24 protein-coding genes are annotated in these 23658 nt (G+C 69.7%); 11 read left to right on the top strand and 13 right to left on the bottom strand.

Annotation, left to right across the window (positions count from 1 at the left end; translation table 11 throughout):
- Positions 1-34: 34 nt before the first annotated feature.
- Together ACYVGI_RS18490 and ACYVGI_RS18485 are read right to left on the bottom strand one after the other, a co-directional pair.
- The gene (locus tag ACYVGI_RS18490; protein WP_460634046.1) at positions 35-493 is read right to left on the bottom strand and encodes a hypothetical protein; all 459 of its coding nucleotides are present in this window, start codon (positions 491-493) and stop codon (positions 35-37) included.
- 21 nt (positions 494-514) lie between these two features.
- On the bottom strand, positions 515-1003 hold the full coding sequence (locus ACYVGI_RS18485; protein WP_460634045.1) for a hypothetical protein: 489 nt from the start codon (positions 1001-1003) through the stop codon (positions 515-517).
- A 244-nt stretch (positions 1004-1247) separates the two neighbouring features.
- Here ACYVGI_RS18485 and ACYVGI_RS18480 point away from each other — a divergent pair, with 244 nt between their 5' ends.
- Positions 1248-2219: a hypothetical protein gene (locus ACYVGI_RS18480; RefSeq protein WP_460634044.1), complete on the top strand. Its 972-nt coding sequence runs from the start codon at positions 1248-1250 to the stop codon at positions 2217-2219.
- A 139-nt stretch (positions 2220-2358) separates the two neighbouring features.
- Positions 2359-2946: a GNAT family N-acetyltransferase gene (locus tag ACYVGI_RS18475; RefSeq protein WP_460634043.1), complete on the top strand. Its 588-nt coding sequence runs from the start codon at positions 2359-2361 to the stop codon at positions 2944-2946.
- Between the two features lie 22 nt (positions 2947-2968).
- Here ACYVGI_RS18475 and ACYVGI_RS18470 read toward each other — a convergent pair whose 3' ends face one another.
- Positions 2969-3571: a TetR/AcrR family transcriptional regulator gene (locus ACYVGI_RS18470; RefSeq protein ID WP_460634042.1), complete on the bottom strand. Its 603-nt coding sequence runs from the start codon at positions 3569-3571 to the stop codon at positions 2969-2971.
- A gap of 94 nt (positions 3572-3665) precedes the next feature.
- Between ACYVGI_RS18470 and ACYVGI_RS18465 the strand changes: the two genes are divergently transcribed.
- Together ACYVGI_RS18465 and ACYVGI_RS18460 are read left to right on the top strand one after the other, a co-directional pair.
- A complete protein-coding gene (locus ACYVGI_RS18465; RefSeq protein WP_460634041.1) occupies positions 3666-5375 on the top strand; it encodes an amidohydrolase in 1710 nt (569 codons plus the stop codon).
- 32 nt (positions 5376-5407) lie between these two features.
- A complete protein-coding gene (locus tag ACYVGI_RS18460; RefSeq protein ID WP_460634040.1) occupies positions 5408-6796 on the top strand; it encodes an APC family permease in 1389 nt (462 codons plus the stop codon).
- Position 6797: 1 nt separating this feature from the next.
- Here the strand turns inward: ACYVGI_RS18460 and ACYVGI_RS18455 are convergent, their stop codons facing one another.
- On the bottom strand, positions 6798-7625 hold the full coding sequence (locus ACYVGI_RS18455; RefSeq protein ID WP_460634039.1) for a PfkB family carbohydrate kinase: 828 nt from the start codon (positions 7623-7625) through the stop codon (positions 6798-6800).
- A gap of 73 nt (positions 7626-7698) precedes the next feature.
- On the bottom strand, positions 7699-8487 hold the full coding sequence (locus ACYVGI_RS18450; RefSeq protein WP_460634038.1) for a GntR family transcriptional regulator: 789 nt from the start codon (positions 8485-8487) through the stop codon (positions 7699-7701).
- Positions 8488-8635: 148 nt separating this feature from the next.
- Between ACYVGI_RS18450 and ACYVGI_RS18445 the strand changes: the two genes are divergently transcribed.
- Together ACYVGI_RS18445 and ACYVGI_RS18440 are read left to right on the top strand one after the other, a co-directional pair.
- Complete coding sequence (locus ACYVGI_RS18445; protein ID WP_460634037.1) at positions 8636-10057, top strand: MFS transporter; 1422 nt, start codon at positions 8636-8638, stop codon at positions 10055-10057.
- A gap of 89 nt (positions 10058-10146) precedes the next feature.
- Positions 10147-11118, top strand: coding sequence for a nucleoside hydrolase (locus ACYVGI_RS18440; RefSeq protein WP_460634036.1), 972 nt, complete (start codon positions 10147-10149; stop codon positions 11116-11118).
- Between the two features lie 52 nt (positions 11119-11170).
- On the opposite strand, the gene ACYVGI_RS18435 is transcribed toward ACYVGI_RS18440, so the two are convergent.
- Genes ACYVGI_RS18435 through ACYVGI_RS18410 form a run of 6 tightly spaced genes read right to left on the bottom strand, consistent with a single transcriptional unit; the run spans position 11171 to position 16703 of the window.
- On the bottom strand, positions 11171-12022 hold the full coding sequence (locus ACYVGI_RS18435) for an inositol monophosphatase family protein (RefSeq protein ID WP_460634035.1): 852 nt from the start codon (positions 12020-12022) through the stop codon (positions 11171-11173).
- Positions 12019-12735 (bottom strand): glycerophosphodiester phosphodiesterase, encoded by a 717-nt coding sequence (locus ACYVGI_RS18430; RefSeq protein ID WP_460634034.1) that lies wholly within the window; start codon positions 12733-12735, stop codon positions 12019-12021. Before ACYVGI_RS18430 ends, ACYVGI_RS18435 begins: the two co-directional genes overlap by 4 nt.
- Positions 12732-13787, bottom strand: a complete 1056-nt coding sequence (locus tag ACYVGI_RS18425; RefSeq protein WP_460634033.1) for an ABC transporter ATP-binding protein — start codon at positions 13785-13787, stop codon at positions 12732-12734. Before ACYVGI_RS18425 ends, ACYVGI_RS18430 begins: the two co-directional genes overlap by 4 nt.
- Positions 13784-14605, bottom strand: a complete 822-nt coding sequence (locus ACYVGI_RS18420) for an ABC transporter permease (protein WP_460634032.1) — start codon at positions 14603-14605, stop codon at positions 13784-13786. The genes ACYVGI_RS18425 and ACYVGI_RS18420 overlap by 4 nt, the downstream gene beginning before the upstream one ends.
- Positions 14605-15552: an ABC transporter permease gene (locus tag ACYVGI_RS18415; RefSeq protein ID WP_460634031.1), complete on the bottom strand. Its 948-nt coding sequence runs from the start codon at positions 15550-15552 to the stop codon at positions 14605-14607. Before ACYVGI_RS18415 ends, ACYVGI_RS18420 begins: the two co-directional genes overlap by 1 nt.
- Entirely contained in the window at positions 15552-16703 is a 1152-nt protein-coding gene (locus ACYVGI_RS18410; protein WP_460634030.1) for an extracellular solute-binding protein, read from the bottom strand. The genes ACYVGI_RS18415 and ACYVGI_RS18410 overlap by 1 nt, the downstream gene beginning before the upstream one ends.
- Before the next feature lie 206 nt (positions 16704-16909).
- Between ACYVGI_RS18410 and ACYVGI_RS18405 the strand changes: the two genes are divergently transcribed.
- Both ACYVGI_RS18405 and ACYVGI_RS18400 read left to right on the top strand, forming a co-directional pair.
- Positions 16910-17671 (top strand): DeoR/GlpR family DNA-binding transcription regulator, encoded by a 762-nt coding sequence (locus ACYVGI_RS18405; protein WP_460634029.1) that lies wholly within the window; start codon positions 16910-16912, stop codon positions 17669-17671.
- A gap of 54 nt (positions 17672-17725) precedes the next feature.
- Positions 17726-19885 (top strand): alpha-galactosidase, encoded by a 2160-nt coding sequence (locus ACYVGI_RS18400; protein ID WP_460634028.1) that lies wholly within the window; start codon positions 17726-17728, stop codon positions 19883-19885.
- 18 nt (positions 19886-19903) lie between these two features.
- Here the strand turns inward: ACYVGI_RS18400 and ACYVGI_RS18395 are convergent, their stop codons facing one another.
- On the bottom strand, positions 19904-20383 hold the full coding sequence (locus tag ACYVGI_RS18395) for a hypothetical protein (RefSeq protein ID WP_460634027.1): 480 nt from the start codon (positions 20381-20383) through the stop codon (positions 19904-19906).
- 9 nt (positions 20384-20392) lie between these two features.
- Positions 20393-20605 (bottom strand): hypothetical protein, encoded by a 213-nt coding sequence (locus ACYVGI_RS18390; protein WP_460634026.1) that lies wholly within the window; start codon positions 20603-20605, stop codon positions 20393-20395.
- A gap of 136 nt (positions 20606-20741) precedes the next feature.
- On the opposite strand from ACYVGI_RS18390, the gene ACYVGI_RS18385 reads away from it, so the two are divergent.
- The 3 genes from ACYVGI_RS18385 to ACYVGI_RS18375 all read left to right on the top strand — a co-directional run bounded on the left by ACYVGI_RS18385 (position 20742) and on the right by ACYVGI_RS18375 (position 23599).
- Complete coding sequence (locus tag ACYVGI_RS18385; protein WP_460634025.1) at positions 20742-21584, top strand: mechanosensitive ion channel family protein; 843 nt, start codon at positions 20742-20744, stop codon at positions 21582-21584.
- Between the two features lies 1 nt (position 21585).
- Positions 21586-22305, top strand: coding sequence for a GAP family protein (locus ACYVGI_RS18380; RefSeq protein ID WP_460634024.1), 720 nt, complete (start codon positions 21586-21588; stop codon positions 22303-22305).
- A gap of 97 nt (positions 22306-22402) precedes the next feature.
- Entirely contained in the window at positions 22403-23599 is a 1197-nt protein-coding gene (locus ACYVGI_RS18375) for an AI-2E family transporter (protein WP_460634023.1), read from the top strand.
- Positions 23600-23658: the final 59 nt, after the last annotated feature.

Here is a 23658-nt window from a genome sequence, read left to right as displayed (position 1 = left end):
ACGATCCGGCTGCGTGCCCCTCCTCCGTCTCTCGCTACTTCTGGACGACCGCCCCCGAGGTGGCCGTGACGACGAACTCCCCGATCACGGTGCTGCCGTCGGATGTGTAAACGGCAAGGGTTTGGTCCTTCCCCTGAACGGAAGCTTGCCAGGCCAAAGCCTCAGCAGGGCTGGCGAATCCGGTTCCTTCCGCTTTGTGGAGGTCCGACTTGAGGACGTACCCCTCGAGCCCGTTCGTGGCGACCACGAGAATGAGGTCGGGCTCGTTCGCCGGAGACGTTGCGCTCATCGCCGATCCGAAAGTCAAGCCGCGAGCGTTGGCTGTGAATTTCGGTTCTGCCTTCGGCGTTGTCGGTGTGCCGTCGGCGGCGACCAGGCCGCGCGGTGCGGGCACCGCAGGAATTCCGTCCGCGAACGCGGCACCGGCAGCGAGCCCCACCGTCGCGAAGGCGGCGGCTCCAAGGACGACGAGAGTGGACTTGATCGTGTTCATAGTGTTCTTTTCCTCTCGTGTCTAGGAGCTCTGCTGCGGGCTCTGGAAGGTGTACGTGGTGGCGTACCCGCTGCCGGTGTACGTCGACGAGACGCCATAGCTGTACCAGTTCCCTGCGCCGCCCCGGGTGCACGAGGTGCCCGACCAGTAGGCGCCTGCACCGAGCGTGACGCTGCTGAAGCTGTTCGAGCCTTCACAGCTCAGAGCGCCGCCTCCGGTGAACAGCCGCCCGCGGGAGCCGACCCACCCCGACGCGACCGATGTCGTGCGCGGGCCGGTATACGTGTACGCCAGTGCGGACCCTGCGGAGGTGCGCACGCTCGCGTAGTTCTGGTAGCCGACGCCGTTGGTCGTGAACGTCCCGGTCGCGCTGTTCGCTGTACCAGCGTTGGCGGCGCTCGGTACGAAGCCGAATAGGAACGCAGCGACGAATGCCGCTGCAAACGCGGCGATGATCCGTGGTCGAGACAGGCCCGTGGCTCGGGAACTGCCGACAGTCGATGAACTCATTCAAACCCCCATTGGTCATGGAGGAACCCCCTGTTCCCCCGGTGGACATGCTCTCGGCCGCCTCGCTTCGCCGACAAGTGGGCACTTTGGGGGACAGGCTCGAGAGGGTGGGGGTTACATCGTCCAGCGCGAGTGCGCCTCGGTCGGGGGCCCCACCGCGGCTGCGTGATCGGGGGCTTTGCTGTCGCCTGAGGGATCTGCCAGAGTAGCGAGGACGGTTTGGTCCGTCTACCGGGAGGCGTAGGTGGCATCGTTCGCGATACGGGATGCGCTGAGCGTTTCCGTCAAGCGCCTTCTCGGCTCGCCCATCCGGGTGACCTCGACCATCGTCGTGGCTCTCGTTCTTGTTGCAGCAGCGGTCGCGGTGCCCATATCGGCGGCTTCCGCGCACGGTGCTGCGGTGGACCGCTACGAGGCCGCCGGCTCGCGCTTGGATCGGCTGACAGATCAGCTCTCCGCCGTGAAGCTCCGATTCGCGGATGCGACAGAGGTCCTCGTCGGCCTTTCCCGAACAGTGGAGACCCTGCGATCCAGTCCCGCCGGTGTCCTGCCGACCTCGCATCACGCCGTCTTGGATGCGGTCGCGGTCGACATTGGGCGAGCCCTGGCACAGAGACCGGGTGAGGCGCCAGGTGAGCAGGAGGCCACGGCGTCCACCGACGCTGCGACGGACGAACTCACTGCGGCGGCCATCACGGTGGAGAGGCAGACGCGACGAGAGACGGCCTGGCTCGACGCCACACGCGCCGCCCTCCGGAAGGCGGACAGCCAGCGCGACGCGACGAAGGCGCTGCTGGCCCAGCTCGTTACGGGTGCGGAGAAGTCCGGCGACCGTCCCGCCATCGACCCGCTCGAGACCGCCGGTACGGCACTTCTCACGACATATCCGCGAGCGGACGCCGCCGCCCGCGCGGCGCTGACGGCCGCCGCGGGTGTGGCACGGACGGCCGCGGACGCCGGGGCCACCGTCGAGGCGGAGCTGCTGGCCTTCGTCGCACGCGCGCACGACCTCGCCGCATCGCAGGAGGCTGCCGATCGCGCCGCTGCCGAAGCCGCTGCGCGAGCTGCGGCGGAAGAGGCGGCTCGCGCAGCGGCTCGGTCCGCGAGCAAATCCTCCGGCGAGTCTGGGAGTGGCTCGAGACCCACCATCTGGCCGCCGCCTCCCGAATTCCCCATCATGACCCACCCTCCGCAGCTCGACCTCACCGGCCCGTAGAGCGCGCACAGTGGGATGCGCGGTCCTCACCGCACCTGAGCCTCGAATGTGCGACGGCGCAGGAGTACTTTGAGACTGCTCCTGCTCGCATCCGCCGACCGGTAGGAGCCCGCGCAGCCTCGAAGGAAGGTGTGATCGGGTGCCGACATCCCACGTGATCAAACCGCTGACGCCCGAGACCTTCCCGGCGTGGCTGGCGCTCGCCCAGAAGCACAACGGGGTGTGGGGCGGATGCTACTGCTCGTGGTTCCATGGCGACACCGAGCAGACGGTCAAGAGCGAGTACGACGGCCCCGCGTTCAAGCGGCGCCTCGTGGAGGAGGGTGTCGCGCACGCCGCACTGGTCTTCGACGGCGACGACGCCATCGCGTGGTGCGAGTACGGGAGCCCGGCCGAACTGCCGCACATCTACCACCGCAAGGAGTACGACGCAGGAGAAAGCAGACCGGCGCCGTGGCGGATCACCTGCTTCTTCGTCGACCGCGACCACCGGCGTTCCGGGGTGGCCAGGGAGGCTCTGGATGGCGCGCTCGAACTGATCGCGCGGGCGGGCGGCGGTGAGGTCGTCTCGTTCCCAAACGAACTCGCGCCCGGCACGAGGACGTCGTCCTCGTTCCTCCACAACGGCACACGCGCCATGTTCGAGAAGGCGGGTTTCACGTTCGAGCGGCACATCGGCAAGAGCAAGACGGTGATGCGCACGACGGTACTGCCGGATCGCGGATAGGGTCGCGCCGCCTGCGCCCGGCTCACACCTGCGTCGGCGCTCCCAGCCCCGCGGCAGCCGCGGTCATCGCCGCCTCCGCCGATTCCACCGTGATCAGGCTGTTCCCCGCCACGATGTGCAGCCCGTACGCATCCTCCAGCGCCACCAGGTTCATCGCCAGCGTCGCCACGTCGAGGCGGGGGGCGAATGCTCCGGATGCGGTCCCGCGCTCCAGGATGGCGGTGTATGTGGCGAGCTGGCGCAGGTACATCTTCTCGACCAGGTCGTCGTGCAGCTTCGACGTTCCCGCGAGCACGTCGAACTCGTAGAGGAGGCGCATCAGGGCGTCGTCCGGGCCGCTGGGAAGGCCCTCGCGGATGGCGGCGGCGAGCTGGAGCTGGGGCTCCGCGATGGCGGCGACCACGGCGTCGCGGTGGTCGCAGAAGCGTTCGAGTCCGGCGCGGTGCGCTTCGACCAGGAGGGCGTCGAGGTCTTCGTAGTAGTAGAGGATCGCGCCGCGGGTGAGGCCCGCCTTCTCGGCCACGTCCGCGAGCGAGAGGGAGCGGAGGCCGTGCTCGGAGACGGCGGTGAGCGCCGCCTCCACGAGGTCGGCGCGGCGTTCCTCCTGCCTGCGCGGTCTGGCCATTCCTTGACACTATCCGATCGGCGTGACACACTTTCGGAATTATTTGACACAAACGTCAAAGAATAGATCCAGTTCACCGCCGAGAGGGATATCCGTGACCGACCTGCTCCTCACCAACGCGTCCGTCCGCACGTTCGACGACGCCCATCCCTGGGCAGAGGCCGTCGGGATCACCGGTGGGCGGATCAGCTACGTCGGCACCGTCGAGGACGCGCCTGCCGCCGCGGAGACCCGCGACCTCGGCGGCGCGTCCGTCACGCCGGGCATCATCGACAGTCACAACCACCTGCTGCTCGGCTTCGATCAGGATGCGGTCAGCCTCGAAGGCGCAGACACGCTCGACGAGGTGCGCCGCCGCATCCGCGAGCTGGCGGAGCGCCGCCCCGACCTCGACTGGATCTGTGCCGAGAACGCCGTCTACTCGATCGTCTCCGGCCGCCGCCCGAACGCCGACGACCTCGCCGGGCTCACCGACCGCCCGATCTTCGTCACCACCTACGACCAGCACTCGGTGTGGCTGGACGAGAAGGCCATGCGCATCCTCGGGATCGCGGACGGCGGCGACATCCCCTGGGGTCGTCCAGAGCGCCGCGGCGACGGCACGGCCACGGGGTGGGTGACCGACTTCTACACCAGCGCCATGACCGCGGCCGGGCTCGCCGGGCTGCAGCGCGACATCCCGATGTACTCTCCTGAGCGCCGCTACCGCAAGCTCATCGGCAGCCTCGGGCTCGCGACCGCGAGCGGCATCACCACTGTGGTCGAGCCGCAGGTTCCGCTCGCCGAGATCGACCTGCTCTACCGCGCGCAGGCAGAGGGCCGCCTGAGCTCGCGCGTGATCGCCGCGCTGTTCCACCCGATCGACGCCGACGGTGCCTTCCGGCGAGAACTCCGGGACGCGGTCGACTCCGCCCCGCAGAACGACCTCCTCCGCTTCGGCCCCGTCAAGCTCTACGCCGACGACGTGATCGAACCGCACACCGCCTGGATGCTCGACGACTACGCCGACCGGCCAGGTCACCGCGGCCACCCCAGCGCGCCGCTCGGAGAGCTGACCAGGATCGTCACCGAACTCGACCGGCTCGGCTTCCAGACCCACACGCACGCGACAGGCGACGGCGGCATCCGGCTGGCCCTGGATGCGATCGAGCACGCCGCGCGCGCCAACGGCACGGTCGACCGCCGCCACGGCATCGTGCACGTCGAATGCCTGCACCCGGACGACCTCCCGCGCTTCGCGGCCCTCGGCATCACCGCGGCGATGCAGCCGCGGCACTGCTCGCCGGACCTCGTCGCCGGCACCTGGATGGAGAACGTCGGCGAGCAGCGCTGGGACAGGGCGTGGCGCATCCGCTCCCTGATGGCGTCCGGCGCGCACGTCGCCCTGTCCAGCGACTGGCAGGTGGGGGAGATGGACCCGCTCGTCGGCTTCTACTCCGCCCTCACCCGCGCCGGTCTCGACGGCCGGGATGCGTGGACGCCGCACGAGCGCGTCTCCCTCGACGACACCATCCGCGGCTACACCCGCGAGGGTGCGTGGGCCTGGCACTCCGAGCACGACCTCGGGGTGATCCGCGTCGGCGCGAAAGCCGACGTCGTCGCCTGGTCCGACGACCTGTACACGCACGAAGGCGACCCGTCCGGCCTGCTCGATCAGCGGGCGGACCTCACCATCGTGGGCGGTGAGGTCGTGCACGACGCGGCCACCGCATCCACTGTCCCGTCCGTCTACGGCGGACTCGCGCACTGCTCGGCGACCCACGCCCAGGCGACCGCCGCCGAGACGGCGACCGCCGCCCACTGATCCGTTCCTCCCACCGTCGCGAAGGAAACCCCATGTCCCAGCTCGACCCGGCCATCGCCCCCTCCCGCACCGCAGAAGCGCCTCCGGCAGCGGGTGCTCCCGGCCTCCGCAGAACCCTCAAGCTCCGGCACATCGTGTTCCTCGGGCTGGCGTACATGGCGCCGCTCGCGGTCTTCGACACGTTCGGGATCGTGGCCGACGTCACCCACGGGCACGTCCCTCTCGCCTATCTCGTGGTGCTCGTCGCCGTGCTGATCACGGCGCTCAGCTACTCCAGGATGGTCAAGGTGTTCCCGTTCGCCGGCTCGGCGTACACGTACACCAGGGAGGCGATCAACCCGCACATCGGCTTCCTGGTGGGCTGGGCGGCGACCCTCGACTACCTGCTGCTGCCGATGATCAACGCGCTGCTGTCGGCGATCTACATGTCAGCGGCGTTCCCCGGCATCCCGTCGTGGGTGTGGATCCTGTCCACCATCGTCATCTGCACCGTCCTGAATCTGATCGGGGTGCAGATCGCGGCGAAGGTGAACGTGATCCTGGTGGTGATCCAGGTGGTCGTCGCCGTGGCGTTCGTCGCGCTGACGATCAAGAACATCGTGGAGGGTGCGAACGGCGCATCGTTCTCGATGACGCCGTTCTTCTCGCCGGGCCTCGACCTCCCGGCCGTCGCATCGGGAGCGGCCATCCTCGCGCTGTCGTTCCTGGGATTCGACGCGGTCAGCACGCTGGCGGAGGAGGCGGAGAAGCCGCGGAGGGACATCCCCAGGGCGATCCTCATCATCGTCGCCGTCGCCGGGGTGTTCTTCGTCTCGGTCACCTACGCGATGCAGACGCTGTTCCCGGATGTGGCGAAGGTCGGAAACATCGTCGGGGCGTCGCCGGAGATCGCGAAGTACATCGGCGGCGCCGCGTTCCAGGCCGTCTTCATCGGCGGCTACATGGTCGCCGTGCTCGGCTGCGGCATCACCCAGCAGATGAGCGCTGCGCGGCTGCTGTATGCGATGGGCAGGGACGGCGCGCTCCCCAAGCGCTTCTTCGGCTCGCTGAACCGCGCGGGCGTTCCGGCGGCGAACGTGCTGCTGATCGCCGCGCTGGCCTGCTCTGCCGTGTTCCTCGACCTCGGCCGCGCAGCATCCCTCATCAACTTCGGCGCGTTCGTCGCGTTCATCTTCGTGAACCTGTCGGTGATCTTCACCTACCTCCGGTTCGTGAAGAAGCGCGGCTGGCGTGCGGCCATCGGCTACCTGGTGCTCCCCGGCCTCGGCGTGGCGATCAACGTGGCCCTCTGGTTCAGCCTGGAGCCGAGCGCGATGATCGTCGGCGGGGTGTGGGTGGCGATCGGTGTGGCGTACCTGCTGTGGCGCACCCGCTTCTTCCGGGTGAGCCCGCCGCCGCTGCACGGGCCGAGCGACCTCTAGCTCAGGCTGCGTACGCGGCCAGCGGCGCGAGGGCGGGTTGCGACGACGGGTCGGCGACCGCTGCTGCGCCGACCGCGCAGGCGGTGGTGAGCGCGTCGACAGGGCTGAACCCTTCGCGCAGGGCGAGCGTCAGGGCTGCGCAGAACGCGTCGCCGGCGCCGACCGAGTTCACCGGGGTCGTCGCGACGGCGGGCACGGAGGCGATCGTCTCGCCGCGTTCGAGCAGCGCGGCGCCCTTCGCGCCGTAGGTGACCGCGACGAGGGGAGCATCCCTGAGCTCCGGCATCAGCGCGTACTCGGTCTCGTTGACGATGAACAGGTCGACGCGGTCGAGGACGGCGCGGGGCAGCGGCTGCGCCGGGGCGGCGTTCAGCGCCAGGTAGCCCGGCACCGTCTCGGCCAGGCGGGTGACGAGCTCCATCGAGATCTCGAGCTGGGCGAGCACCGTCTCGTCGTCGGCGAAGGAGACGCCGTCGAGCTCGACCAGCGCGTTGGCGCCCTCGCACACGGCGATCTGGTTCTCGCCGGCGGCGTCCACCACGATGAGGGCGGTGCCGGTCGCCTCGCTCACCGAGGCGATGTGCGTGGTGTCGACCCCGGCGTCCGCGAGCGCTGTGCGCATCCACTGGCCGTCGGCGTCGTCACCCACCGCTCCGACCATGCGCACCTCGGCGCCCAGGCGGGCTGCGGCTGCTGCCTGGTTGGCGCCCTTACCGCCAGCGTCGCGGCGCAGGCGGCCGCCGCCGATGGTCTCGCCCGGCTCCGGCAGGCGGCTGGTGATGGCGGTGAGGTCGACATTGACGCTGCCGACGACGGTGAGTTTCTGCACGCTGGTGGGGTCTCTCTGCTGCGGGGGATGCGGGGGACGGCGGGGATGCGGGGGACGGCGGGGATGCGGGCGGTCAGGCCTGCGAGGCCTGCACCACGGAAAGGTGGGCGACCCGCGACGACACGATGCACTTGGCGAGGTAGATGGGCGTCCCATCGATCTCGGCGGTTTGCGTGAGGATGAGCACGGGGTCGTTGGCTCCCAGGTCGAGGAGCTTCGCTCGGGACGCTCCCGCCACGTTCACGGCGATCTGGCACACGCCGGAGCCGAACACCGGGCCGACGCGCTCGATCAGCTCGGCGAGGAGCGTCGCGGGGGCCGCGGCGGCCGCATCCAGGTGCTCGGCGATCGCCGGGCTGACATCGCTCAGGTAGCGGCCGGCGGGGAAGTGCTCCTGCACGATGGCGATGGGCTCGCCGTCGCGTTCGATCACGCTCTCGCGAAACCAGGTGTTCGCTGCGAGGTCGATGGCGAGCTTGTTGGAGACGAAGTCGGTGGTCGGCTGCATCGCGAACTCGACCGGGCGCACGACGACGCGGCCGTCTCCGTCCGAGAGCGCCTGCTCGAACGGGCGCAGCTCCTCCAGGCCGACCCTCGGGATGCTCGTGGCGACGAACCGCCCGACCCCGCGCCGCGTGACGATCAGCCCGTCCTCCTCCAGGAGCATGAGCGCTTCGCGCACGACCGTGCGGCTGACCCCGAGGGATGCGCCGAGCTCCGTCTCTCGGGGGAGTGCGGAGCCGAGCGGGAAGACGTGCCCGCGGATGCCCTCTGCGATACGCGAGTAGACGGCCACGCGCAGCGGCTGACCGACCGTGGTGGTGAGGTTCCGTTCCAGGAACTGGTCGACGGTCATAGTCATTTCGCAGGCTCCCTCGCTCGTCAGGTCTCCCATATTCAACCACGAAAATCACCAGTGGTTCGCATGTCGCACCGGAGAGGTATAACATCGTACCCGCCGTGCTCCACACGGCCCTGTACCCCGAACAGTCAGACAAAGGAGTCGCCCCGTGAGTTCCCCCACGCTCGACAGCGCTGCCACGGCAGCCGCACATCCATCGGCTCCGCCGTTGCGCGGAGGAAAGGCCGTCGCGCTCGTCGCCACGCTCATCCTCGGTGTGCTGTCGTTCCAGCTCAACGCCAGCATGATCACCCCGGCGCTGCCCGACATCGCCCGCGACCTGCACGAGGATGTCGGCGCGGTGTCGCAGGTGTCGTCGCTGTTCTTCCTCGCCGGAGCCATCGGCGGCGTCGTGCTGTCGCGCTGGAGCGACTTCATCGGCCGCAAGCAGGCGCTCGTGCTCGTGCTCGTGGTGCTGGCGGCGGGAACGCTGCTCTGCATGTTCGCGCCGAGCCTCCCCGTGCTGCTCGTCGGCCGCGCGCTGCAGGGTGCGTCGAGCGCGGCGTTCCAGCTCTCCTACGTGATCCTGAGCGAGCGGATGAGCGCCAAGGTCTTCGGCACGACACTCGGCATCATCACGGCGGTGAACGGCGGCGTCGGCGGTGTCGACGGCTACTTCGGCGGCCTGCTCGCCGACAACTTCGGCTTCCGATCGATCTTCGTGGTGATCTTCCTCGTCGGCCTGGTCGCCCTGGCCTGCGTGCTCCTCGTCGTGCCCAAGACCTCCAAGCCGGTCTCAGCGGGACGCATGGACTGGTGGGGCGCAGCCGTGCTCTCGATCGCGCTCGTCTGCGTCACGTTCTTCGTCTCGCAGGGGTCGTCCGCGGGCTGGACGGCGCCGATCACGCTGCTCTACCTGGCGGGCACCGTCGTCTCGCTCGTGGCGTTCTGGTTCGTCGAGAAGAAGCGCACCACGCCGCTGATCGCCGTCGAGCACCTGCGCTCCCGTCAGGTCTGGCCGGTGATCGCCACGACCATCCTGACCCTGTCCGGCGTGTTCGCGGTGATCAACTTCACGGTGGTGCTGCTCAGCCAGGACGCGAAGGTCGGCTTCGGTCTCGACGCCGCGACCTCCGCACTGCTGTTCCTCGCGCCGCCCGCGCTGATCGGCGTGTTCGCCGCACCGCTCTCCGGTTGGCTGGCGGGCAGGCAGGGCTGGATCCGCATCCTGCGCATCGGCATGGTGCTCTGCATCGTCGCCCTCGTCGTGATCAGCCTGCTGCCGCAGAACCAGGGCGTCGTCCTCGCGATGATCGCGCTGCTCGGCCTCACGTACAACGGCCTCGTGCTCACCACGATCAACGGGCTCGGCGTGCTGCTGTCCCCTCCGGACGCCCCGGCCGCGCTGCCCGGCCTGAACGGTGCCGGCTTCGGCATCGGAGCGAGCCTCGGCATCGGCATCGTGGCCCCCTTCGTGGCCCAGGGCACGATCGCCGGGTACGGAATCGCGCTCTGGATCAGCGTGGGGATCACCGTCCTCGCCCTGATCGCCAGCCTGTTCATCGCGCCGCGCCGCGGGCAGACCGTCTAGTCGCACCGCCGTCCTCGTCGCACCACCGTCGCGGGGTGTCCGGCTCGGCCGGATACCCCGCACCACACCAGAAACACGGAGCACCACGCATGACCACCACCGACACCCCACGCCGTCCCGTCTACTTCGACTGCGACACCGGCATCGACGACTCGCTCGCCCTCGCGTACCTTCTCGCGTCGCCGGAGATCGACCTCGTCGGAATCGGCACGGTGAGCGGCAACGTGAGCGCGGCTCAGGCCGCAGAGAACACGCTGCGCATCCTCGCGCTCGCCGGTCGCCACGACATCCCCGTCGCCGTCGGCGCCCACGACGCCCTGACGCGCGCCTTCGAGGGCGGCGCGCCCCACGTGCACGGCGCGAACGGGATCGGCGACGTCGAGCTTCCGGAGTCCGGACTCACCGCGATCGACGAGGACGCCGCCCACCTGCTCGTGCGCCTCTCGCACGAGTACGAGGGCCGCCTCGAGGTCATCACGGTCGGACCGACGACGAACATCGCCCTGGCCCTGCGCCTCGACCCGACGCTCCCGTCACGCGTGGTCGAGGTGACCGCCATGGGCGGCGCGGCGTACGCGTCTGGCAACGTCACCCCGGTCGCCGAGGCCAACATCTGGAACGACCCGGAGGCGGCGGCCGAGCTGTTCGCCGCGCCATGGCCGGTCGTGCTGGTGCCGCTCGACGTCACGGTCGAGAACACGCTGGAGGAGACGCACCGCACACAGCTCCTCGACTCCGACCGCCCCGTCGCCCGCGCCGTCGGCGAGATGCTCGACTTCTACTTCGACTTCTACGTCGAGCTCTACGGCCGGCGCAGCAGCGCGCTGCACGACCCGCTCGCCGCCGCGATCGCGGTCGGCGGCATCACGGCCACCAACGCACCGCTGGTCGACGTGATGGTGGATACGACCCACGGCCCCGGCCGCGGCCAGACGATCTGCGACCTCCGCGGCCAGCGCCTCGGCCCTGTCGACCAGCCGGGAGCGCACGTCCGCGTGGTCCTCGGCACCGACCGCCCGTTGGATGCGCACCTGATGGGGAGGCTCGTCGGGGCGGAGTGACGCACCCGCAGGACGGAGAGGGGAGCGGCTGCGCTGTCGGGCGGTCAGCCGGTCAGGCCGTCACAGCCGCCGCCTGCAGCGCCGCCTCCCACATCCCGTACAACTCCTCCGCCGCAGCCGGAGCCCCTACCAGCACGCCACCGTCGGCCGGGAACAGCGTGCTGCGGCCGTCCTGCCCGAGCACGACGGCGCCCGCCTCGTGCGCGATGAGGGTCGCGGCGAGGTGGTCGATCGGGCTGAAGCGGTGGATGATCGCCCCTGTTCCGCGTCCGGCAGCCGGGCCGAGCAGGGTGAGGGTGCCGGAGCCCATCACGCGCAGCGTGCAGTACGCGTCGGTCAGACGGTGCGCGAGCTCGCGCATCCCCGGCCACGCCCGGTGCCCGGCGAGCTCACTGCCGACCACACCGCCGCCGAGCGGTGAGGGTCCGGCGGGGGCAGGACCGGTGGATGCGCCGCTGGCCACCCGGAGCGCCTCACCGTTGCGGCGCGCGCCCTGTCCGGCGATCGCATCGAAGACGACGTGGTGCCACGGGTCGGCGACCACGCCGACCAACGGGCTGTCGTCGATGGCCATGGCGAGCGAGAACGCCGTCCACGGGATGCCGTTGGCGAGGTTCGTCGTGCCGTCCACCGGGTCGAGGTACCAGGTGGGGTGTGCTGCGACGGCGGCGCCACCGTACTCTTCTCCGACGAACGCGTGGTCGGGAAAGCGGGCGAGCACCTGTTCGCGCACCCGGAGCTCGATGGAACGGTCCAGCTCGGTGACGAGGTCCGCAGGGTCGGCCTTTGTGGAGATCGAGGTGACCCGGTGCGAGCGTGTCTCGGCGGCGGCCCAGGCGCCGAGGTCGAGCGCCAGCGATCGGGCAGCGAGCAGTTCGGCGGGGCTCATTTCGTTTCGGCTCATCGAAGCAGCTCCGGCATCCGGGAGGCCGTCGAGTGGGTCGCGATCATCGCCTGCAGCTGGTCCAGCCTGTTCGTGGTGATGGAGTCGACGCCGAGCTCGAAGGCGCGGGCGATGTCGTCCGGATCGTCCAGCGTCCACACGGTGACGGGCAGGCCGAGATCGTGCACGCCGCGGACGAAGGCGGCGTCGGCGATGGGGAAGGGAACGTTGACCGTCACCGGCGCCAGCTCGGCGAGCTCGGCCGCTGTCGGAACCCGCAACGCTCGCCAGGGCAGCCAGATCCGCGCCTGCTCGTCGAGTGAGCGGATCACGCGCATCCCGTCGAGGTCGCCGCACCAGTCGACCGTGACCCCGGATGCCGCGGCTGCGACCGCGTGTGCGGGGGCTGCGAAGCGGGCGTCGTCCATGTCGATCACCAGCCGGCTCGCCGTCACGGAGAAGAGCGGCAGCACCTCGGCGAGCAGGGGCGGCCGGTCGTCGGCGCCGCCGAAGGAGGCGAGGTCGGCCGTCGGCACCGCGTCGATCGGCCGGCGGTCGTTCCACAGCCGCTCGAGGGTCGGGTCGTGCAGCACCACCACGTCGCCGTCCGCCGTGATCCGCACATCGATCTCCACGACCTCGGCGCCCTTGGCGATCGCCGACCGAACGGCGGGGAGGGTGTTCTCGCGGAAGACGGACGAGTCGCCGCGGTGCGCGGACGCGTGCGGGGTCATGCCACGACCGCCTCTGCGCGCTCGACCAGACGACCATCGCGGTAGAGGAGCGCGGACTCGATGGTGGCGAACCCCACGCTTCCGAGGCGCGGCGGCAGGCCGGACACATACGCGTTCAGCGTGACATCGTCGCGGCGCAGCCGCAGCTCGTGGAAGTGCCCGTGCGGCACCACCCGCTCGACCACGGCACGCATCCCACCCGGGCGCGGAGCCTGGGAGAACACCACGTCCTCCGGCCGGATGCCGACCACGCCCTGGCCGTCGACAACGCGTGTTCCGTCGAACGACCCGTCGAAGCGGTTGAGCGCGCCGATGAAGGTCGCCACGAACTCCGTCGCCGGGCGGGCATACAGCTCTGTCGGCGTGCTGAACTGCTCGATGCGGCCGGCGTTCATCACCGCGACGCGATCGGAGATCGAAAGCGCCTCCTCCTGGTCGTGCGTGACGATCACGGTGGTGATCCCGAGACGCTGCTGCAGGTCGCGGATGTCCTCGCGCACCTTCACGCGCAGCTTCGCATCCAGGTTGCTGAGGGGCTCGTCCAACAGCAGCACGTCCGGTTCCTGCACCAGGGCGCGGGCGAGGGCGACGCGCTGCTGCTCGCCGCCCGAAATGCGCGGGGGACGGGAGTCGCGGTGGTGGAGGAGGTTGACCAGGGCGAGCATCGCATCCACCCGGTCGGCGACCTCCGAGCGCGACAGGCGGCGCAGGCGCAGCGGGTACGCGACGTTCTTGGCCACAGTCATGTGCGGCCAGAGCGCGTAATTCTGGAACACCATCGCGCTCGGGCGCTTGTCCGGACCGAGGCGGGTGACGTCGCGGCCGGCCATCGCGATGCTCCCGGCGTCCGGCCCGAGGAACCCGGCGATCATCCGCAGCGTCGTGGTCTTGCCGCAGCCGGACGGCCCGAGCAGGGAGACCAGCTCGCCGCGCTGCACGGCGAGGTCGAGGCTGTCGATGATGGTGCGGCCGCCGAGCGTCTTGCTGAGCCCGGTGAGGCGCAGGCCGTCGGTCGCGGCGGGGGAGGGGGAGGTCACGGAGTGCTCCTTCATTTGAGTTGGAAGCCCTCGGCCAACTGGCCGCCCATCACGTGCTTGCGCACGGCGAGCAGCAGCACCACCGAGGGGATGGCGAGCAGGATCGAGAACACGGCAGCGACCTGCTTGGGGAAGTTGAGGACCAGGCTGTACATCTCGGTCGGCATGGTCAGGATGTCTGGCGCGCCGACGAGGTAGGTGCCCTGCGCCTCGTCGAACGCCGCGAGGAACGCCATCACCGCGCCGACCAGGATGCCGGGGAGAGCCAGCCGCAGCGTCACGGTGAAGAACACGCGAGTCCTGGATGCGCCGGCGTCGCGCGCCGCCTCCTCCAGCGACCGCGGCACGGCCGAGAACGCCGCGGCGGGGATCCAGGTCATGAACACGATCGTGCCGAGCAACTGCACCACGACTACCCCGGCGATCGTGTTCATCAGACCGAGCGCGTAATAGAGGGACGCGAGCGTTGCGAACAGGCCCATGCGCGGGAACGCGTTGGTCGCGAAGAGACCGATCAGGAACAGGCGGCGCCCGGGGAACTCGAACCGGGCGAACGCGTACGCGGCCGGAAGGCACACGACCGCGGAGAACAGCACGACGATCGGCGTGATGAGCAGAGAGTTCTGGATGGACGCGCCGAGCGACGGATCGCCGAACACGGTCGCCCACCAGCGCAGCGTCCACGAGTCCGGCAACAGGTGCGGGTACGTCCAGGTGTCCGCGAACGCGTGCGCTCCCAGCCAGACGAGCGGGCCGAGCACGAACACCAGCAGCACGATCGCGAACAGCCAGGCACCGGATGCGCGGAGCACGGCGGAGAACGAACGCGGCATCAGATCCTCCCCTCGCGGCGGGCGCTGCGGAAGTTGGCCCACACGTAGAGCGCACCGATGCCCGCGGCGGCGATGAACACCACGAACGCCATGACCAGCGACTGCTGCGGCTGGTTGTACGAGGTGAAGTAGCTGGCGAGCGCGACGCCGAGCATGGTGGGCGCGTTCGGCCCGGTGAAGTACGGCACCGTGTACGAGCCGATCACGCCGATGGCGGTGAAGGTGACCGCGATGACGATCGGCACGGCGCTCATCGGAAGCAGGATGGTGCGCACGATCCGCACGGTGCCCGCGCCCGCATCCCGTGCTGCTTCGATCAGCGCATCCGGCACCGACTGCAGCCCAGAGACGATCATGAGCACGGCGAACGGCAGGGAGGTCCATGCCGAGCCGATCACGATCGCCGTGGCCGAGTACGCCCAGACCGGTCCGTCGATGCCGACCTGCGCGAGCAGGCTGCGCAGGAAGCCGTCGGCGGAGTAGAAGGTGAGGATCGCCCAGGAGGCGATGACCACCGGGATGAACAGCGGCACGATCGCGACCGCGGACAGCAGCCTGGCGAGCCGGCCGCCGTGCAGGCGCAGGGACAGGCCGATCCCTCCGGCGAGCACGACCACGATGGCCGTGCTGGCGACGGTCACCCCGAGCGTCAGCCCGAGGTCCTGCCAGAACGCCTCCGTGGCGAACACGTCGCCGTATGCGGCGAAGGTCGGCAGGGCGCCGTCGGCGTGGTGCACGTTCTGGCCGACCGCGGCGATCACGGAGTTGAGGCCGCCCGTGAAGCCGACGCTGAATGCCAGGGCGAGCACGACGGGCACGCCGACGAACAGCGCAATCACGACGACGGGAGGGAGGGCGAGCAGGAAGCCGGTCACCGCGGTCCGCGGCGCCCGGCGGGCGCTGCGAACCGCGGTGGTGGCCGCCCGGTCGGCGGTGGCGGTGGCCATTACTTGCCTGGGACCTTCTGTGCCCACGCCTTGTTCAGGTCGGCGGCGGTGGTGGCGAAGTACGCCGGGCGCAGGTTCGCGATGTCGGCGTCCTTGAACAGGTCCTGCACGGTGGCGGGGAGCTTGTCGAGCGCGATCACCGGGTAGCCGGAGATGCTGTCGGCCACCAGCGCCTGGGCGTCGGGGGTGAGCAGCCAGGAGACCAGCTTCTCCGCTCCCGCCTTGCGCGGGGAGGCGGAGGGGATGCCGAGGTAGCTCGCCCCGCCGGTCAGCGATGGGTCGGAGATCTGGGTGTACGCGATGTTCGCGGGGATCTGGCCGTTCTTGTGGCCGGTGACGAACTGGTCGCTCCAGACAGGGGCGATCGAGATCTGGCCGCTGGAGAGGAGGTCGAGCACCTGGTTGTTCCCGTTCGGGTACACGCCCTTCTGGTACACGTACGGGTTGAGACTGGCGAGGGTCGCGAATCCCTTGTCCCAGTCTCCTTCGACCTCCGGCGCGGAGCCGGTGACCAGCTTGGTGCGGTCGGTGGCGGAGACGTTCTGGTCGAGCACGGTCGTGACGAACGACTGGCCGCTGCCGCCGGTGTCCGGCGAGTTGTAGGTGAACTTGCCGGGGTTGGCCTTGATCCAGGCGAGCAGGTCGTCCAGCGTCTTCGGCGGGGTGGCGACGGTCTTGGTGTCGTATGCGAGGACGACACTGGAGCCTCGGTAGGGGATGCCGCCATTGCCGCCGCCTGCGACGAGGTCCTTCGGCACGTCCTTCAGGCCGGGGACCTCGGTGCCGGAGACCTTCTCGAGCAGACCGGATGCGGCCACCTGCGACACGAAGCCGGCGTCGACGAGGTCGTAGCCTGGGTCCTTCTTCTGGATGGTCGCGGCGGTGAGCTTGGCGACGGTCTGCTGGTCGTGCAGGCCGTGCAGGTCGAAGTCGACGGAGACGGTGTATCCGGGGTTGGCCTTCTCGAACGCCGGGATGAGCGTCTTCTGCCAGAGATCCTGGATGTTGGTGTCCGCGCTGAGGAAGACGGTGAGCTTCTTGTCTGCACCGTCGGTGGACGACGCGGCCGAACTGCTCTGCGCGCAGCCGGTGAGGGCGAGTCCGACGGCAGCGATGGCTGCGACGGAGGCGATCAGGCGAGGGGATTTCACGGAGCACTCCTGGAGGGAAGGGTGTCGGGGGAGCGTTCGCGCCGGTGATCGGAGCGAACGGTTTCACGCTAACCGGGCTGAGCGTTCCTGGCGATAGCTGCGCGTTAGGTTTCAAATGAGCGCTAGAGACTGTTCATTTGGCGTTAATATGAGCGCAAATGAGCACCGCGAGACTGTGGGTGTTCACATCCGCGAAAGGGTCGAGAATGCTGACACATCAGCGAGAGGCTGCGATCGTCGAACGGCTCCACGCCGTGGGCAGCGTCACCGTCGAAGAGCTCGCGCGGCTGCTCGTGGTCAGCGGCACGACCATCCGGCGCGACCTCGAGCGCCTGGAACTCGCCGGGCGCCTCCGGCGCGTGCACGGTGGCGCGACCGTCCCGCCCAGCGAGGAGCCGACGACAGGCGGCGAGCTCGACGACGACACCCGCGAGAAAGAGGCGATCGCCGTCGCGACCGCCGCACTCATCGCGGACGGCGACGTCGTGCTGCTGGACATCGGCATCACCACTCTGCGACTTGCCAGGCACCTGCGCGGACGTCCGGTTACCGTGATCACGAACAGCCTGGCCGTGCTCGACGCCCTGCGCGACGACGACACCGTCTCCCTCGTGCTGCTCGGCGGGATGGTCGGCTCGAAGCCCCGCACCCTCGTCGGCCCGCTCACCGAGGAGTCGCTCGCGCTCGTGCGCGCCGACGTCGCCGTGATCAGCAGCACAGGGGTCAAGCCGGACGGCTCCGTCGTCACCGACCTCACCCAGGAGGCGAGCATCAAGGGCAGGATGCGTCAGGCCGCCGACCGCGCGATCCTGGTCGCGACCGCGACCAAGTTCCCCGGCAGCGGCTCGTATCGCATCGCATCCATCGCCGACTTCGACACGGTGGTCACCACGGCGGGGGCGGATGCGGCGACGCTGGACCTCGCGGTGCAGAGCGGGCGGCGGGTGGTGTTCGCGCCGACAGGGTGATTCCGGACCGGTTGTGAGGTTGTCGTCAGGTGAGAACATAGAGTCCCCATGAACATGACGAATCCGACCATCTCCCTCCGCGGCGGCGGCGCCGCGCTCATCGTCGAGCTCGCGCGGCCGCGTCCGAGAGTGCTGCACTGGGGCGCCGACCTGGGCGAACTCGGCCTCGACGACCTCGCCGCGCTGGCGATGAGCGCCAGCCCGTCCGCGACGCACAACTCGACGGATGAGCCGCGCGACCTCACGATCGTCCCGACCGAGGCGGACGCCTGGTCGGGGACGCCCGCGATCGAGGGCGTCATCCGCGACGGCAGTCCGTACGCCCGGTTCGTCCTCGACTCCTACCGCGCCGACGAGGCCGCGGGCGAACTCGACATCACGCTTCGGGACGGACGGACGGGGCTCGTCGCCACAGTGGGCTACCGGCTCAACCCGTTCGGTGTGCTCGGGGTCACCACGGCCATCGCCAACGAGTCGGGCGCCGAGATCGTCTACGACCTCGCGGCCGTCACCGCCCTGCTGCCCCTGCCGGACCGCGCGACCGAATACCTGGACTTCACCGGCAAGTGGTCGCGCGAGCGCAGCCCGCAGCGCGGCGCCATCGACGTCGGGACGCGCCTGCGCGAGAGCCGCCGCGGCCGGTCGAGCCTCGACTCGCCGTACCTCCTGCTCGCAGGCACGAGCGGCTTCGACTTCCGTTCCGGTGAGGTCTGGGCGGTGCACGCCGGATGGTCGGGCAACCAGCGCTACCTGGTGGAGCAGCTTCCGGAGGGCGCAGGCGCCTTCCGCTCCGTCCTCGGCGCCGGTGAGCTGCTGCTGCCGGGAGAGGTCACGCTGCGCGCCGGCGACGAGTACCGCTCGCCCGTCGTGTCGTTCCTCTGGTCGGCCGACGGGCTCGACGGGGTCGCGAGCGCGCTGCACAAGACCCTGCGTGCGCGGGACACGCATCCCCGTTCGCCGCGCGCCCTGACGCTGAACACGTGGGAGGCCGTCTACTTCGACCACGACATCGAGACGCTCGAACGGCTCGTCCAGGCCGCGTCGCGCGTGGGCGTGGAGCGCATCGTCCTCGACGACGGCTGGTTCGCCGGACGCCGCGACGACACGAACGGGCTCGGCGACTGGACCGTGGACGCGGAGGTGTGGCCGAACGGGCTCTGGCCGCTGGTGGATGCGGTGCGCGAGCACGGGATGCAGTTCGGCCTCTGGTTCGAACCGGAAATGATCAACCTCGGCTCCCGGCTGGCCCACGAGCATCCCGACTGGATCCTCGCACCCTCCGACGGCGTCGGCGCGGCGATCAGGCACCAGTACGTGCTGAACCTCGCGCACCCGGATGCCTGGGAGCACATCCTGGGCAGGATCGACGCCCTCGTCGGCGAGTACGGCATCGACTACATCAAGTGGGACCACAACCGCGAGCTGCACGAAGCCGCCCTCCGCAACGACCGCGACCGCGCCGGCGTGCACGAGCAGACGCTGGCCCTCTACCGGATGCTCGACGAGCTGAAGCGGCGGCACCCCGCGTTGGAGATCGAGTCATGCGCGTCCGGCGGCGGCCGCATCGACCTCGGCATCCTGGAACGCACGGACCGCGTGTGGGCCTCGGACTGCAACGACCCTGTCGAGCGCCAGAACATCCAGCGCTGGACGGCGCAGCTCATCCCGCTGGAACTGATCGGAAGTCACGTCGGCGCCGAGCACGCGCACACGACCCACCGCGCGACGAGCCTCTCGTTCCGGCTCGCGACGGCGCTGTTCGGCCACGCCGGGATCGAGACCGACCTGACGCGCCTCACGCCGGAGGAGTTCGACACGGTCACAGCGTTCGCCGCCCTCTACAAGGAACTGCGTCCTCTCCTCCACAGCGGCGACCTCGTGCGCGGCGACGTGGCGGACCAGGAGAGCGTCCTCACCGGCGTGGTCTCCTCCGACCGCTCGCAGGCCGTCTACTCCTGGGCCAGACTCGGCACCTCCGCTCCTGTGCAGTCCGGCCGCGTCCGGCTCCCCGGTCTCGACACCGACCGCAGCTACCGCATCCTGGTCCGCGACGAGATCGGAAGCGCCTCACTCCACGAGAACCCGCCCGCGTGGCTCGTCCAGGCGACAGGCGACGGCTTCGCCGTCAGTGGCCGGGTGCTGGTCGAGGCGGGGCTGCCCCTGCCCACCCTGGACGCCCAGCAGGCGATCCTGCTCCAGCTCACCGGTCTCTGACGCACGGCGGAGCCGAGGTCACTCGTCCCCGGCGACATAGAACGGATACGTCCCGGCGATCACCCCGTCGGCCTCCACCTGCCAGCGGTAGAGACGGCCGGGCGCGAAGTGCAGGCCGTTGGGGAAGTTCGCCGCGAGGACGTGCATCGGCGGCAGGTGGGCGTCGGGGAGGTCGAGGGGTGTCATCGTGGCGAAGGTGGCCGACTGGGTGATCCGGATCTCGCTCGGCCGTCCCGCCGTGTCGTCGAGACGCACGCTGGTGCCGTCAGGCGCGGCGAGCACCAGCTCGACGATCACCGGATGCGCCGGCGCGTCCGCGAGGCTGAGCGTCACCCACACGGCGAACGGGGACGACGCGGAGGTGCCGGACTCGTGGCTGAGCACGCGGATTCCCGCCCCGACGAGGTTGGCTTTGCCGTTCGCGTCGATGTTGACGTAGTCCGCTATCGTCATCGCGACGATCGTGTCGGCGGGATGGGCGGACTCTGACGGTTCCATGGCGGACAGCTAGCGCCACATGGCGAACTGCAACCACTGGTCCCGGCGCAGCCTGCGCTGCTCACCGGACGTGTCGACGATCCACTCGTCGTGTGTGCTGGCCACATACGTCGCGAGCACGGTCTCCGGGCACCAGCCCTCATCCGTCTGGGCCCAGCGCACGAGATGGATGTCTTCGCCCTTTTTCGGCGTGTTGCCGAGCGGGATCTCGAATGTGGCCATCAGTGCTCCGTCCGATCAGTTCGGGTCGTTTCGCTACTGCGCTTGATTGCATGGTAGAGGGCGCGTTCTATCTCCTCTAGTGGGGGTTTTCGAGGACACTAGACGGTCGCGGCAGACGCGGGCTAGGTTCATGTCCATGACGGCGGCGGCCCCCAGCGGTGCGGATGCGGCGGGATTCCTTTCCGGCCTGGACACCTGGGACATCGTCTTCGCGCTGATCTCGGTCGTCGCGGGCGTCGTGCTCGGAATCGTCGCCAAACGGGGCACGGCGGTGCTCCTGCGGAAGCTGCCCGGGGTCACGGACGATGTGCGCGCCAGGATCGCCCGGTCGGTCAGGCTCGCGATCATCCTGCTCGGCGTCGGGGTGGCGATCGCGTTCCTCGGCGCCCCCATCCAGCCCGTGATCGCGCTGGCGATCATCGTCGCGGTGATCGCTGTGCTCGCGCTGCGGGGAGTGTCGGAGAACTTCGCCGCCGGGGTCATCCTGCAGACGCGGCGCCCGTTCGTCGTCGGCGACCGGGTGACGATCCAGGGATACACCGGCACTGTCCACGAGCTGAACGGCCGGTCGGTGACCGTGCGCACCCTCGACGGCCGGACCGTGCACATCCCGAACAGCGTGGTGCTCAGCGGCCCGTTCGTCAACGAGTCGGAGACGGGAGAGCAGCGGAGCGAACTGCAGGTCAGGATCGCGAGAGCGGCCGGGAAGGCGAGCGGCGACGACGAGACGGCGCAGCGCATCCGAACGGTCTGTCACGACGCGGACGGTGTGCACCGCCGTGAGACCGTGCAGGTGCTCACCACGGCCGTCGAGCCGAGCAGGACGGTGTACGCCGTGCGGTTCTGGCACCATCCGTCGCACGGGCCGCAGGTGCGATCAGCGGTCATCGACGCGCTCGCAGCGGCGTTCGCGGACAGACGCGTCGTGATCACGTCCGCGCTGCCGGACACGCCGCTGATGCCACCAGGGGAGCTGTGACGTGGGCCAGCTCCTGCTCTCCCTCGTGCCGCTCGGCTTCGGAATCCTGCTCAGTCCGCTCGCGATCATGGCGCTCATCGCGATCCTCGTCTCGCGTCGCGCGCGGATCAACGGCGTCGTGTTCGCGCTCGGCTGGGCGGTGGGCATCGGCCTAGTGCTCGCGATCAGCTACCTCGTGTTCGGTGCGCTCGAAGTCCACGAGAAGTCGGTGCCGCCGCTCTGGGTTCCCGTGGTGCGCATCCTGCTCGCGGTCATCCTGCTGCTCAGCGCGATCTGGGTGTACCGGCGAGGCAAAGCGCACATCGTGGCGATGGCGGCGGCGCGCACCCCGGCCGATGTGACCAGGGCCGCCCCGCAGTTGCCCGGCTGGCTGCGCACGGTGGAGAACTTCACCGTCCCGCGCGCGTTCGTCCTCGGTCTCGGGCTGTTCATCCTGAACCCGGTCGACGCCTCGTGCGCGATCATCGCGGGGCTCGACATCCGGTTGGCGCTGACAGCGCCGGAGTCGATCTGGACACTCGCGATCTTCGGGGTCGTCGGAGCGCTGCCGATCGTCGTTCCCGCCGTGCTCGTGCTCGTGCGAGGGAAGGCGGTCGAGCCGCTGCTCGCCCGCGTTCGCACCTGGGTGGCGGGGAACACGCACGTGCTCAACGCGGCGCTCCTCCTGGTGATCGCGGTGCTGCAACTGCAGAAGGGTCTCTCCGAACTGCTCAGCTACTAGGGGGCGGCGGCCGTCCGCTCCTAGACACCCGGACCACACCGCAATAGCCTCCAACCACGCAGCTTTCTTCACCGCCAATGCCGGGAGGGAGAGTCCGATGAGCGAACGTCGCGCCTGGTGGCCGTTCCACCGGCGTCCGCGCGCTCCGGAAGCGGCCCCGCCCGCCGACGCCGACGCAGACCAGCAGGACAATCCAGCAGGACGCGGGGTGCGCATCCTGCTCGGACTTGCCTGCGCCGTGGTGATCGCGGTCGGGATGCACGCCATCGGCAGCATCCTCGCCCCGGCGCTCCTGGCGCTCGTGCTCGTGATCTGCGCTCAGCCTGTGCGGGTATGGCTCACCAGGCACGGAACCCCTGCCGGCGTCGCGACAGGGGCCGTCGCGCTGACCACATTCGCACTGCTCGCCGGTTTCGCCGGGCTGCTGCTCCTCGCGCTCGCCGACTTCATCGGGATGCTGCCGGCGTATCAGGCCCAGCTCGCGGAGTTCGGCGCGCAGTTCGGTGCATGGCTGCAGAGCATCGGGATCGGGCCGGACGAGGTGAAGGCGGTGACGGCCGGGTTCGACCCCGCCCACTTCCTCGACTTCTTCACCGGGCTGCTCGGCGGAGCGTTCGGCCTCGTGTCGTTCGGGGTGGTCGTACTGACGATGCTCATCCTCATGCCCGCCGACGCTGCGTACGCGCCGACCCTGCTCCGTCAGCTCCAGCCGAAGAAGCCCAACCTCGTGTATGCGCTGTCCGCGTTCGCGCGGAACGTGCGCCGCTACATGGTGGTGACGACAGTGCTCGGCATCGTGCAGGGCGTCATCAACGGCATCGCGCTGTGGCTCCTGGGGGTGCCGGCCGCCCTGCTGTGGGCGATCCTCGCCTTCCTGTGCAGCTACATCCCGAACGTCGGCTACTTCATCGCCATCGTGCCGCCGCTGCTGTTCGGCTACCTCACGGGCGGCTGGGGCACGGTGATCGCGATCGTGGTCATCTACGGGGTGATCAACGCCGTCGTCCAGTCGGTCGTGCAGCCGAAGGTCGTCGGGAACGCGGTCGCGCTCAGCCAGACGCTGACCTTCTTCTCTGTGCTGTTCTGGGCGGTGGTCCTCGGGCCGATCGGTGCCATCCTCGCCATCCCGCTCACCCTGCTCGGTCGCGCCGTGCTGGTCGACGCCGATCCGCGCGCACGCATCTGGCGGGCGGCCATCGGCGACCTGGGCGAGACCCGCCAACTGATGAAGGCGGACGCCGAGCAGCGGAAGAGCGCGAAGCGCGCGAAGGACGCCGGGCCCACCGCGGAGTGACCAGGCGTGCACGTCGCGCCCGTTTCCGCCCGACTGTCACATTCCCGCCGTCTCCACTG

It is taken from the genome of Leifsonia lichenia, from assembly GCF_054780215.1.
The sequence above is the reverse complement of the archived record's forward strand: the minus strand, read 5'-3'. Positions and strand labels throughout refer to the sequence as shown.

Bases quoted from the DNA above. Each gene is read 5' to 3' on its own strand.
- ACYVGI_RS18490 (WP_460634046.1), bottom strand. From the start codon at position 493: ATGAACACGATCAAGTCCACTCTCGTCGTCCTTGGAGCCGCCGCCTTC.
- ACYVGI_RS18485 (WP_460634045.1), bottom strand. From the start codon at position 1,003: ATGAGTTCATCGACTGTCGGCAGTTCCCGAGCCACGGGCCTGTCTCGA.
- ACYVGI_RS18470 (WP_460634042.1), bottom strand. From the start codon at position 3,571: ATGGCCAGACCGCGCAGGCAGGAGGAACGCCGCGCCGACCTCGTGGAG.
- ACYVGI_RS18460 (WP_460634040.1), top strand. From the start codon at position 5,408: ATGTCCCAGCTCGACCCGGCCATCGCCCCCTCCCGCACCGCAGAAGCG.
- ACYVGI_RS18450 (WP_460634038.1), bottom strand. From the start codon at position 8,487: ATGACTATGACCGTCGACCAGTTCCTGGAACGGAACCTCACCACCACG.
- ACYVGI_RS18440 (WP_460634036.1), top strand. From the start codon at position 10,147: ATGACCACCACCGACACCCCACGCCGTCCCGTCTACTTCGACTGCGAC.
- ACYVGI_RS18435 (WP_460634035.1), bottom strand. From the start codon at position 12,022: ATGAGCCGAAACGAAATGAGCCCCGCCGAACTGCTCGCTGCCCGATCG.
- ACYVGI_RS18430 (WP_460634034.1), bottom strand. From the start codon at position 12,735: ATGACCCCGCACGCGTCCGCGCACCGCGGCGACTCGTCCGTCTTCCGC.
- ACYVGI_RS18425 (WP_460634033.1), bottom strand. From the start codon at position 13,787: ATGAAGGAGCACTCCGTGACCTCCCCCTCCCCCGCCGCGACCGACGGC.
- ACYVGI_RS18420 (WP_460634032.1), bottom strand. From the start codon at position 14,605: ATGCCGCGTTCGTTCTCCGCCGTGCTCCGCGCATCCGGTGCCTGGCTG.
- ACYVGI_RS18415 (WP_460634031.1), bottom strand. From the start codon at position 15,552: ATGGCCACCGCCACCGCCGACCGGGCGGCCACCACCGCGGTTCGCAGC.
- ACYVGI_RS18405 (WP_460634029.1), top strand. From the start codon at position 16,910: ATGCTGACACATCAGCGAGAGGCTGCGATCGTCGAACGGCTCCACGCC.
- ACYVGI_RS18400 (WP_460634028.1), top strand. From the start codon at position 17,726: ATGACGAATCCGACCATCTCCCTCCGCGGCGGCGGCGCCGCGCTCATC.
- ACYVGI_RS18395 (WP_460634027.1), bottom strand. From the start codon at position 20,383: ATGGAACCGTCAGAGTCCGCCCATCCCGCCGACACGATCGTCGCGATG.
- ACYVGI_RS18390 (WP_460634026.1), bottom strand. From the start codon at position 20,605: ATGGCCACATTCGAGATCCCGCTCGGCAACACGCCGAAAAAGGGCGAA.
- ACYVGI_RS18385 (WP_460634025.1), top strand. From the start codon at position 20,742: ATGACGGCGGCGGCCCCCAGCGGTGCGGATGCGGCGGGATTCCTTTCC.
- ACYVGI_RS18375 (WP_460634023.1), top strand. From the start codon at position 22,403: ATGAGCGAACGTCGCGCCTGGTGGCCGTTCCACCGGCGTCCGCGCGCT.